Annotated in this window: 9 protein-coding genes; all 9 read left to right on the forward strand. The window is 63.2% G+C overall.

All coding sequences use genetic code 11. The annotated features are described in order from the left end of the window. Positions 1 to 3,806, forward strand: a 3,806-nt coding sequence (locus U9R81_RS01250) for a DNA/RNA non-specific endonuclease (RefSeq protein WP_322493727.1), incomplete at its 5' end; no start/stop codon positions are given. 4 nt (positions 3,807 to 3,810) lie between these two features. Next, positions 3,811 to 4,752: an eCIS core domain-containing protein gene (locus U9R81_RS01255; RefSeq protein ID WP_322493728.1), complete on the forward strand. Its 942-nt coding sequence runs from the start codon at positions 3,811 to 3,813 to the stop codon at positions 4,750 to 4,752. A gap of 17 nt (positions 4,753 to 4,769) precedes the next feature. Beyond that, positions 4,770 to 5,402, forward strand: coding sequence for a hypothetical protein (locus U9R81_RS01260; protein WP_322493729.1), 633 nt, complete (start codon positions 4,770 to 4,772; stop codon positions 5,400 to 5,402). 29 nt (positions 5,403 to 5,431) lie between these two features. Then, a complete protein-coding gene (locus U9R81_RS01265; protein ID WP_322493730.1) occupies positions 5,432 to 5,728 on the forward strand; it encodes a hypothetical protein in 297 nt (98 codons plus the stop codon). A 6-nt stretch (positions 5,729 to 5,734) separates the two neighbouring features. Beyond that, the gene (locus U9R81_RS01270) at positions 5,735 to 6,862 is read left to right on the forward strand and encodes a hypothetical protein (RefSeq protein WP_322493731.1); all 1,128 of its coding nucleotides are present in this window, start codon (positions 5,735 to 5,737) and stop codon (positions 6,860 to 6,862) included. Further along, positions 6,859 to 7,344, forward strand: coding sequence for a phage baseplate assembly protein V (locus tag U9R81_RS01275; RefSeq protein WP_322493732.1), 486 nt, complete (start codon positions 6,859 to 6,861; stop codon positions 7,342 to 7,344). The genes U9R81_RS01270 and U9R81_RS01275 overlap by 4 nt, the downstream gene beginning before the upstream one ends. Positions 7,345 to 7,440: 96 nt before the next feature. After that, positions 7,441 to 7,761 (forward strand): hypothetical protein, encoded by a 321-nt coding sequence (locus tag U9R81_RS01280; RefSeq protein ID WP_322493733.1) that lies wholly within the window; start codon positions 7,441 to 7,443, stop codon positions 7,759 to 7,761. Then, positions 7,761 to 8,111 (forward strand): GPW/gp25 family protein, encoded by a 351-nt coding sequence (locus U9R81_RS01285; RefSeq protein ID WP_322493734.1) that lies wholly within the window; start codon positions 7,761 to 7,763, stop codon positions 8,109 to 8,111. Before U9R81_RS01280 ends, U9R81_RS01285 begins: the two co-directional genes overlap by 1 nt. Before the next feature lie 112 nt (positions 8,112 to 8,223). Continuing rightward, the gene (locus tag U9R81_RS01290; RefSeq protein ID WP_322493735.1) at positions 8,224 to 10,725 is read left to right on the forward strand and encodes a putative baseplate assembly protein; all 2,502 of its coding nucleotides are present in this window, start codon (positions 8,224 to 8,226) and stop codon (positions 10,723 to 10,725) included. Positions 10,726 to 10,773 lie beyond the last annotated feature (48 nt).

Here is a 10,773-nt window from a genome sequence, read left to right on the forward strand (position 1 = left end):
CCGTGAGCACGACTTTGTCGCCGGCAGCCGTCGCCTTGCGCCGCGCTGCTACCCCGGCCTCGCCAACTAACGAACCGGCGGCGGCGACCTTCCGCCGTGTCGCCGAACGCGAATCGGCCCCGGCCCCACCGGCGCAAATCGTTGCACCGCCAACCCTCGAATCGCAGCCTGTGCCGGCCTCCTTGCCGCTACCCGCCATCGAACCGGATCAACCGCCGTTCGAGCTACCGCCGGCGCCGGCTCCCGGTGTGAGTGCAGCCGATGTTGCCGCGCAGCAAGCCGCGCAAGCTCAGGCCGAAGCGGCGCTGGCCGCCGCTGAAGGGCCGGAAGCCTTGATGGCCGCTTTTGCCGCCGCGCCGCCAACGATAAAGGCCCAACACGCTGCAACATTGGGCAGCGAGACCAACCGGCTGGCAAAAGAAGAACAAGCCGCGTTTAGCGCCGGACTGCCCGATCTGCATGCTCAACTCACGGCACAGGTTGAAACGCCGCCGCCGCTGGCCGTCGTCTCGCCAGATGCCCGCCCGCTCGAGCTGGATGTTGAAGGGACATTGCCGCAGGTCGTACTGCCGCCAACCCCTGATCCCGGTCGCTACACTGCCAACGATCGCGTCTCTGCCGATGTTTCGCGGCTGCTGAGCGGCGAAGCCGATGATCGCGCCGCCAGCCTTGCCACCCAATTGCGCGCAGTGCAAACCAGCGATGCCAGCGTTGCGACCTCGCCCGGCGCGCCGCCGCAGGTGCCGTTAACCGGGGGAGCTGACCCGGCGCAACTTGACGAACAGATTACCGAAGGCGTCGCGCAGTCGCGTCAGATGCGCGACGAGGCGGCGCAGGCGGTGATCAATGGGCCGGGGCCGGAACAGGCCCAACCGATCGCGCTCGCTGAAGCGTACCCAGTGGGTGAACTGGTGCAGCCGGAGATTGCCGCGCCGGCAATGCCTGCTGAACCGCAAGCGTACCTTGAGCTGGGCCTGCCGCCGGAGGTGCAGACCGCCTTCGATCAGCAGCAACAGGCGGCGATGGAGGCGAGTCTGGCTGAGGCGCGCACGCAGGTGGATGAAGCGAGCGCCGAACGTGATCAGCAGCGGGCCGAGGCGGTGGCCGAAGCGCAAACGCAGGCGCAAGCGCAATCGGCGCAGGCTGATGAGCAGCAGCGAGCTGGCGTAATCGAAGCCCGCGCGCAGATACAGGACGCGCGGCAAGAGACGCTGGCGGCGCAGCGAGATGCCGTTGCCGATATCGAGCAGCAGGCAACAACCGAACGGGTGAGCCGCCGGCGTCAGATTGACGAGCGGGTGCGGGCCGATGAAGCGCAGATCGAGCAGCACTACGAAGCAGCGGAACGCGATGCCCGCGCCGAGGTGGCCGATGGCGAGCGGCAGGCTGAAGCGGAACGGCAGCGATCCGAACGCGCAGCCGTAGATCAGAGCTGGTGGGATCGGGCAGTCAACTTCGTGCGTGATGCTTTCGCTGCCCTCACCAGAGCGATCGGCGCCATCTTCGACGCTGTGCGGCGCGCGGTGAACACGATCCTCGATGCGGCCAAAGCGTTGGCGATGCGGATCATTGACGCCGCTGCCGCCTTTGTCAACGGCCTGATCGCCGCCTTCGGCGAACTGCTGAAAGGGCTAGTCGACGCCCTGATCGGCGACATCTTCCCCGAGCTGGCAGCGCGGCTCAATGCCGCCATCGACGACGCAGTGGCCTTCGCGCAGCGTGTGGTCACTGCCGCCGCCGAGGGCCTCAAAGCCGGTATCGCTGCGCTGGTCGAAGGGTTGCGCGCCGGCCTCAATGCGATTATCAATGTCTGTCAGGCTGCGATCAACGCGGCGCTCAGCATTGCCCAAGCGGTGCTGACCGGCGATTGGGCGGCGCTAGCGCGCATGGCGCTCGAAGCAGTGCTGAAAGTGGCCGGCATCGAACCCGAAACCTTTTACCAGTTCATCGGACGGGCGCAAGAGACCTTCCAGCTCATTCTCGACGATCCGGGTGGGTTTGCCGGCCATCTGGTCGATGCCTTCCTCAACGGGGTGCGCCGCTTCGCCGATAACTTCCTCACTCACTTGCAGGCAGGCATCATCGGCTGGCTGACCGGCGCGCTCGGCGGGGCGGGGATTACGCTGCCCGAACGTTTCGACCTCATGGGAGTGCTGAGCCTCATCCAGCAGATCCTTGGGCTGACGTGGGAACGGCTGCGCGAGCGGGCGGTGCGCCTGATCGGCGAGCAGGCCGTCGCTGTGATCGAGTTTGTCGCCAGTTACCTGCGCACCCTAATCGAGGGCGGTTGGGATGCGCTCTGGCAACGGATTCGCGACGATTTGGGCAGTCTGCGCGATATGGTGCTCGAAGGTATCAAGAGTTTTCTGCTCGAACGGATCGTCATGGCAGCGATCACCCGCCTTGCTACGATGTTCAACCCGGTCGGCGCGATCGTCAATCTGATTCTGGCCGCCTACAACCTCTTCACCTTCCTGCGCGACCAACTAGCCCGGATTATCGAAGTGGTGCAGACGGTTGTCAATGCGATCGGCGACATTGCCCGTGGCATCATCCAACCGGCGGCGCAGCGGGTCGAAGAGACGCTGGCGCGCCTGCTGCCGCTGGCGATTGACCTGCTGGCTCGCCTGCTCGGTTTGGGCAACGTTGGCAACAAAGTACGCGAAATCATCGAGCGGGTGCGCGGGGTGGTTGATCGTGCGCTCGACCGGTTGATCGACCGGGTGCGGAATCTGTTCAGAGGGGGCGGGGCAGAACGCCGGGAGGCAGCGGAAATTGCGCCGGCGCGGGAGGCGGGAGCATTGACAATTCCCTTCACCGCTGCCGGCCAACACCACCTCTACGTGCGCATTGTCAACCGGCGAGCAGTTATGTCGGTGGCCAGCGATGAACAAGACTTTGACCGTTTCGCTAACGATTTGGCGCAACGGATTCAGGCGTTACCCGATAGTCCCAACAAAACACGTCTTAGCCAGCAGCTTGCACAGGCTCGCCAACTGTCTACCACGGTCGAAACGCAGCAAACTCAGGCAGCTACCCGCGCAGCGCAGGCGCAAGGCGTTGCCGGGACGGGTATGCCAACAGAGCAGAATATCCAACGTCAGCTCGACCAACTCATTGTGGCATTGTCGGGTGTGATGGTTTGGGCCAGCAGCGTGCCACGTGATTTTACACCGGGCCACATTCAGTACAACCCACAAGGTGATCGGGCGCGGCGCGCGCATGGATGGCTTGGTCAGAAAGCGCACCGCGCACCTGAAGATCAAGCCCGTGTGTCAGAGCCGCTCAATCGCGCAATGACAGATTTGCAAGCCCAAGGTGTCACCATCAATGCCCGATTTGATGCTGGTCACCTCATTGCTAGTCGCTATGGCGGCGATGGTAGTTGGCGTAACTTAGTGCCGATGGAAGCGCGGATGAATCGCAGTTGGTTTAGCGCCTTTGAAGCACGAGTGCAGACGCACGTTGATGCCGGTGAAGCGATCTACGCCGATATCAATGCTAGTTACGGCGGCGATGCGTTTGCGCGTCTGATGAGCGAAACCGAGATTAGGAGTTTGACGCCGTTGCAGCAACTTACCGTTGCGCCGGTCTTTGAACGTATCCCTCAAGCGATCACAGCGACGGTTGGTCGCCGTACCAGCGATGGCCGCGATCAAGTGGTCTTTCAGCAGACGTTCGATCCACGCCAGCGTTTGGCTTTTACCATCGGCCAAGCACGGCGCGAGGGGTTAGTTGGCGGTGAACAACCGCAGCGATCACGCGACCTCTTCGTCCGGCGTGATGAAGAATCATCTAAAGGATAGGCGTATGCCCGCACCTGCTCGCCAACTCCAACCCCAACTTGATCAACCGCTGCGGGCCAGCGTGAGTCACGTTGCCCACCCCCTCGACCCCGCCACTCGCGCCCGCTTCGAGCCGCACTTCGGCTACGACCTGAGCGGTGTGCGCGTCTACCACGATGCAACTTCGGCTGCGTTGGCGGCCCATCTCGGTGCGGCGGCGTATACCGAGGGCCGGCACATCCACTTCGGCGCTGGGCAGTATGCGCCGCACACTGTTGCCGGGCAACGCCTGCTGGCCCACGAATTAGCGCATGTTGTGCAGCAGGCCGAAGGCGTGCAAGGGCGCAGCACCGCCGCGCTCGAAGCCGAGGCTGACCAACGGGCCACTGCTAGCGCGCCTACGCTCGGCCCGCTGCGCCTGTTGCCCGCGCCAGCCCAACCGCTGCTCCAGTGCTACCGTGTGCCCGGATCGTTGTGTTGCAACGAGGTGGTTGATTGGCTGCGCGCCAATTCGCCGTATGCCCCGGAATGGGCTGAAACCCGCTGCACCTACGCCTTTAACGGCGGCGTGCAGACCCGCAGTGAGACTCTACGTGACGGGCGGGTGCGGATCACGGCGCGCGGTACGCCATCTGCGACGGTGACGGTCGCTTGCCCGATCGATCGTCCAGAGTGGGAACCGGCTGAACGTTCTAACCGTGTCGCTGAGGTGGCGGCGTGGAACGCGATGCGCGCTGACCTCGACGCGCACGAAGCCGAACATCGCCGCATTGGCCAGCAATGGCGAGTGACGCTCGAACAACGCTTTCGCAGCGTGAATTTCACCGTCACTGGCAGCGATGCCAGCGACGCCATGCAACAGGCGCAGGAGCGCGTGGCTGCGCTGCAACAGCAGTGGCAAGCTGAGGCGCAGACGTCCCAAGATGCGATCGATCCGTTTCGCGGCGCAGTGTTGCGCTGCCCATAGTTGGCAGAGGAGACCCTATGACCACGTTTCCCCGTTCGCCCCGCCTGCTCAAGGGTGCGCTAGTCAGTTTCGATCTGCCCAACCCCAAGCCGGCGGTGATCGTGTTTCAGTACAACCCTGATACGTTGTCGCGCACGCTCGAAGCCCAAACCGGCGGCGAGGGAGTCGATGCGCTGCGCATCAAGGGCGCGCCAGTCGAGACGATTAAGCTCGATATCGAACTCGATGCTACCGACCAGCTTGAACAAGGTGCGGCGGCCACCGGCTTGCATCCGCAACTGGCGGCGCTCGAGGTGTTGATCTATCCCAAGAGCACGCTGGTAATCGCCAATACTGCCCTGCTCAATGCCGGCACGATCGAGATTCTGCCGCCGCAAGCGCCTTTCACCCTCTTTATCTGGGGGCCGAAGCGGGTGCTGCCGGTGCGCCTAACTGAGTTTAGTATCACCGAAGAGGCGTATGATCCTCAGCTCAACCCAATCCGGGCCAAAGTCTCGCTCGGCCTGCGCGTGCTCAGCTATAACGACTTGCCGGCGGCGAATCCCGGCTACCATCTCTTCCTCGCCCACCAGATCGTCAAAGAGACGATGGCGGCCATTGCCCGCACCGGCTCGCTCGACGCTGCCGGCGCTGGGGTGAAGCTGTTGTAACTGCTAACCTGCGCGAAAGGAGCACGGCTGTGCTGCATCCCAATAGTCGCTACTACCGGATCGCAACCGTTACCCTTACGACTGCCGATGGTCGCCAGATTGTCTATCTGCGTCGCCGATTGTTGCCTGCCGGTGCGGCGATGCCGTTGCTGGCTAAAGTCGAAGTCACTGGCGGCGACCGGCTCGACTTGATCGCAGATCGCGCGTTCGGCGATCCCGAACAGTTTTGGCGCATCTGCGACGCCAACGACGCTATGAATCCGTTTGATCTCACCGCTGAGATTGGCCGGTTGCTGCGGGTGGCGGTGCCCACCTTTGAAGGGTAACGTACGATGACCCTGCTCAGTACTCGCTTGACCATCTTGATCGGCCCAACCATTCCGGCGCCGGCGCCGCCATCGCTGCTCGCTGCGCTTGCCAGCGCCGAGGTGACGCACCGCGACGAGGGGCGCTCTGGGTTTCAGGTGGTCTTTCAACTTGGCCGCGAACGTGGCGATCTGCTCGACTATGCCTTGCTCGCCGGGCCGCTGCTGCGCGCCGGCAACCGGATCGTCCTGATCGTCTGGTTTGGCGCGTTGCCGCAGGTGGTGATGGATGGCTTGATCACCAACCAGCAATTGCAACCCGGCGACCAACCCGGTTCGGCGACGTTGACCATCACTGGCGAGGATGTGAGTGTGGCGATGGATCGCGAAGAGAAGTCGGTGGAGCATCCGGCCCAACCCGAAGCGGTGATCGCGCTCAAGATTATCGCCAGCTATGCCCAGTATGGTCTCATTCCACTGGTCATCCCGCCGCCAACCGTTGATATGCCGCTGCCAATCGAGCGCACACCGGTGCAGCAAGCGACCGATCTTGCCTATCTGCGCCAGATGGCCGAACGCTTTGCGTATGTCTTCTACGTTGCTCCCGGCCCCGCTCCGCTCATCAACACCGCCTACTGGGGGCCGCCGGTACGCATCGGGGTGCCGCAACGCGCCTTAACGGTCAATATGGGGCAAGCTACCAACGTGACCTCGATCAACTTCCAGCACGATCCGCTCACTGCGACTACCTTGACCGGGCAAGTGCAGGATCGCACGACCGGCCAGCATATTCCAGTGCGCTCATTCGCCAGTCTCCGTCCGTCGCTGGCCAGCCTGCCGGCGCTGGCGTCGTTTGCTCGCAGCACGATCTTTCGCGGCACGGGTCTCAGTGCTGTGCAGGCGCTAGCCCAAGCCCAAGCTGCGACCGATACCTCTAGCGATGTGCTAACCGTTGAAGGCGAACTCGATACTGGGCGCTATGGCAGTCTTTTGCAGGCACGCGGGCTGGTTGGCCTGCGCGGTGCTGGCTTTAGTTACGACGGTCTCTACTACGTCAAGCAGGTAAAGCACCAGATCAGCCGTGATGGCTTTAAGCAGAGCTTTACCCTTACCCGCGAGGGGTTGGGTTCGACGGTGCCGGTGGTGTTGCCATGAGCCAGTTTTTCGGGAAGTATCGCGGCAAAGTCGAGAATAATCTCGATCCGCTGCAACAGGGCCGGGTACAGGTGAGCGTGCCCGCCGTGCTTGGTGAGGGTCGGGCGAGTTGGGCGATGCCATGCGTGCCCTTTGCCGGCAATGGCGTAGGTTGGTTCCTCATCCCGCCCACTGGCGCCAATGTCTGGGTTGAGTTTGAAGGCGGCGATCCCGACTATCCGATTTGGAGCGGTTGTTTCTGGGGAACCGGTGAGGCGCCGGCTTCGCCGGCAGTGGCCGAATTGAAGGTACTCAAGACGCAGGCTGGCACGATCACGATCAACGAACTACCGGGGGTTGGCGGGATTACGATTGAAACCGCGACTGGGGCCAAGATTGCGCTGACCGCGACCGGGATCGAGATTACGAATGGCCAAGGCGGTTCGGTCAAGCTCACCGGGCCACAGATTTCACTCAACGACGGCGCTTTGGAGGTGACATAACAACGGCTGATAGCCCTGCTTGGCCGGCATGCTCTCGCTGCACATGCGCAGTGGGGGCAGGGAATCAGGGTGACGCATCACCAACGAGGTGGCATTATGCCCGGTTTTCTCTTGCACGTTGGCGCGACTATCCTTTGTGCGCATGGCGGTCAAGCCCAAGCCACCGCATCCAATCCACGGGTGCGGGTAGGTGGCCAACCGGTGGTGACGCTCAGCGCGCCGCATACGGTTGCCGGTTGTCCCTTCACGACCGGCACGAATCCGATGCCCTGCGTGACCGCCCAATGGACAACCGGCGCGATCCGTGTGCGCGCCGGAGGGCAACCCGTGTTGTTGCAAGACAGCCAAGCCACCTGTGTGCCGAATGGTACGCCGGTCAATATCGTGATGACCCAGATGCGGGTTAGGGGGCAATGATGCACATCGCGTTTCCTTATGCGATTGACGGCGGCGGGCGCACGGCGCGCGCCGATGACGATGCCCATATTCGCCAGATGATCGAACAACTGCTCTTCACTGCTCCCGGCGAGCGGGTGAACCGGCCCCGTTTCGGCGCTGGCGTGCGCCAGTTGCTCTTTGCGCCGAATAGCCCCGAATTGGCCGCCGCGCTGGAGTTTTTGGTGCAGGGTGCGTTGCAAGAGTATCTCGGCGAGGTGATCCGGGTTGAGGCGGTGGCGATCGCGGCCGAGGAGGCAACGTTGCGGGTGACGGTGCAGTATGTGGTGCAGCGCACCCGGCAGCGCCGGGTGGTTGAACTGGCAAGTTGAACGATGGTCACGCGAGGGCAGCTCTCTGGCCGGAAAAAAGGCTATCCCCTTCTCTCTGCGCTGCGAGGAGAGGGACGGGGGTGAGAGCGCTACAGCATAACAGGGTAACGTTATGAGTATCCAATTCCGCTGCGTAAATCCGCGCCGGGCGCAAGTGCTGAGCACTGCTGCGATTCCGCTCAACGGGATCGATCTGCTCGAAGTGCTCGATCGCGACGCTCCGGCTGGCGCACCGCCGCAACGGACGCTGCTGGTGCAGATGATCAAGCCGGAACCGTGGGGTCTCGGCTCGGCCAATGTGCAGATAACCGGCGGTGTGCGTGTCTCTGGCATTCAAACGATCTGGGTCTTGCGCGCCGCCGATGCCAGCCCCGCCGATGTTGCCGCCGGGCGTATCACCAATACCGAGCGGGTGTTCTACAATGGTCTGGTCGCCGCTGACCGCACATTGGTCGTGCGGGTCAATCAGGCAGGCGACTTTTCGGCCTACACACTGCGCCTTGTCCGTTCGCCCACCGATCCGATCCCGCCCGCCGGCTTTGATCCCATCCTCAGCCGCATTGAGTTCTCGTTCAGGGTTGAGTGTCCCAGTGAATTTGATTGCGCTCCGGCTGCCGATTGCCCGCCAGAGAGCGATGAGTCGCCGCCGATCAATTATCTGGCTCGCGATTACGCCAGTTTGCGCCAAATGCTCTTTGACCGGTTAGCTGCCGTCTCACCCGATTGGCGCGAGCGCAATCCAGCCGATCTTGGCGTGGCGATCGTTGAGGGGTTGACCTACATCGGCGATTATCTCAGCTACTATCAAGATGCGGTCGCCACCGAAGCCTATCTCGGCACGGCGCGCCGCCGGGTGTCGTTGCGCCGCCATGCGCGCCTGCTCGATTATGCGCCCCACGACGGCGCGAATGCGCGGGTGTGGGTGCAGGTACAGGTTGATGCGCCATTTACCTTGCCGGCCCGTACCCCCGTGCTCACCAAGGTGGGTGGAGCGCCGCCCCGTGTGCTGCCCAACTCAACCGAACTGGCCCTTGCGCGCCAACAGCAGCCGCTCGTCTTTGAGACCATGCATAGCGCGCGCCTTAATCCGGCGCTTAACCAGATCGACTTCTACCTCTGGGGCGATGAAGGGTGTTGTCTGCCCGCCGGCAGCACCCGCGCCGACCTGCGCGGCGATCTCAGCGCCAGTTTGCGTCCCGGCGATGTGCTGGTGTTTATCGAGCGGCGCCACCCCCGCACCGGCTACCGCGCCGATGTCGATCCAACTCGCCGCCACGCTGTGCGCCTCACCCGCGTCACTGCGGCGACCGATCCGCTCGGCGGCCAGTTTGCCGATCCGCCATCCAACAACCCGGTAGCCGTGACCGAGATTGAGTGGATGGCAGAAGATGCGCTGCCCTTCATCCTCGATCTGACCGTCGTATCAGTTCCTCCCGACGATCGTGATGAGAGTGGTGAGCTGCGCCAAGCGGTTAGTGTGGCGCTAGGCAATATCGTGCTGGCCGATCACGGCGAGACCCTCCCCGCCGAGCCGTTGCCGCCGGTGGTCGATCCGCTTCGCTACCGGCCTGCGTTGGCGCGGGCCAGCGTGACCTTTGCCGCGCCATTCGAGCCAGCCGATCGCACAACCCCGGCCTCGCGGTTGGTGAGCGCCGCTGCACCCGCACTGACTCTGCCCGTGGTCGAACTGACCAGTTCCTCTGGTTTGTGGCGGCCCGTGCCTGATCTGCTCGGCAGCAATCGCTTCCAAACCGAATTTGTCGGTGAACTGGAGAACGACGGTCGCCTGTTCCTGCGCTTTGGCGATGGCCGCACCGGACGCGCGCCGGCGGCAGGCGAGGCGTTGGCGGCGCGCTACCGGGTGGGTGGCGGGTCAGCCGGCAATATCGGCGCTGATGCGCTGGCTCACATCATCACCAACGAGAGCGGCATTCGTGGTGTACGTAACCCATTGCCGGCCCTCGGCGGCAGCGAGCCGGAGGCGCTTGAGTCGATTCGCCAGTCTACGCCGCAAGCCTTTCGTCGCCAAGAACGGGCGGTGACACCGGCTGATTACGCGATGATGGCCGAACGCCATCCATCCGTGCAGCGTGCGGTTGCCACGCGCCGCTGGACGGGGAGCTGGTACACGATCTTTATCACCATTGACCGGCGGGGTGGCTTGCCGGTTGATGCGGCGTTTGAAACGGAGTTGCGCGCTTTCCTCGAACGTTACCGGATGGCCGGGCAAGATATTGAGATTGACGGGCCGGTCTATGTGCCACTCGATCTGGCGTTCGTTGTTTGTGTTGAGGCCGGCTATTTCGCCGCCAATGTCAAGGCTGCGCTGCTCGAACGTTTCAGCACCCGCCAGTTTTTTCACCCCGACAACTTCACCTTTGGCCAACCGCTCTACCTCAGCCACATCATTGCCGCCGCGATGGCCATTCCCGGCGTGCGCTGGATCGAGACGGCGGGAACGCGGGTGCGCTTCCAACGCTGGGGGAAAACGCCGCACGGTGAGTTGGCCAACGGCCAGCTTGACGTTGGCCGGCGTGAGATTATCCGCTGCGATAACGACCCCAACCGGCCTGAACATGGCCGGATCGAGTTCATTATGGAGGGCGGGTCATGACCAATCCCGAACAATCCCCGTGCGGTTGCGACGAGCGCGAGCCGTTAC

The sequence above is a fragment of the Chloroflexus sp. genome, assembly GCF_034435895.1.
Taxonomy (GTDB): domain Bacteria; phylum Chloroflexota; class Chloroflexia; order Chloroflexales; family Chloroflexaceae; genus Chloroflexus.

Coding starts and splice junctions, on each gene's coding strand:
- U9R81_RS01255 (WP_322493728.1), top strand. CDS start 3,811: ATGCCCGCACCTGCTCGCCAACTCCAACCCCAACTTGATCAACCGCTG.
- U9R81_RS01260 (WP_322493729.1), top strand. CDS start 4,770: ATGACCACGTTTCCCCGTTCGCCCCGCCTGCTCAAGGGTGCGCTAGTC.
- U9R81_RS01270 (WP_322493731.1), top strand. CDS start 5,735: ATGACCCTGCTCAGTACTCGCTTGACCATCTTGATCGGCCCAACCATT.
- U9R81_RS01275 (WP_322493732.1), top strand. CDS start 6,859: ATGAGCCAGTTTTTCGGGAAGTATCGCGGCAAAGTCGAGAATAATCTC.
- U9R81_RS01280 (WP_322493733.1), top strand. CDS start 7,441: ATGCCCGGTTTTCTCTTGCACGTTGGCGCGACTATCCTTTGTGCGCAT.
- U9R81_RS01285 (WP_322493734.1), top strand. CDS start 7,761: ATGCACATCGCGTTTCCTTATGCGATTGACGGCGGCGGGCGCACGGCG.
- U9R81_RS01290 (WP_322493735.1), top strand. CDS start 8,224: ATGAGTATCCAATTCCGCTGCGTAAATCCGCGCCGGGCGCAAGTGCTG.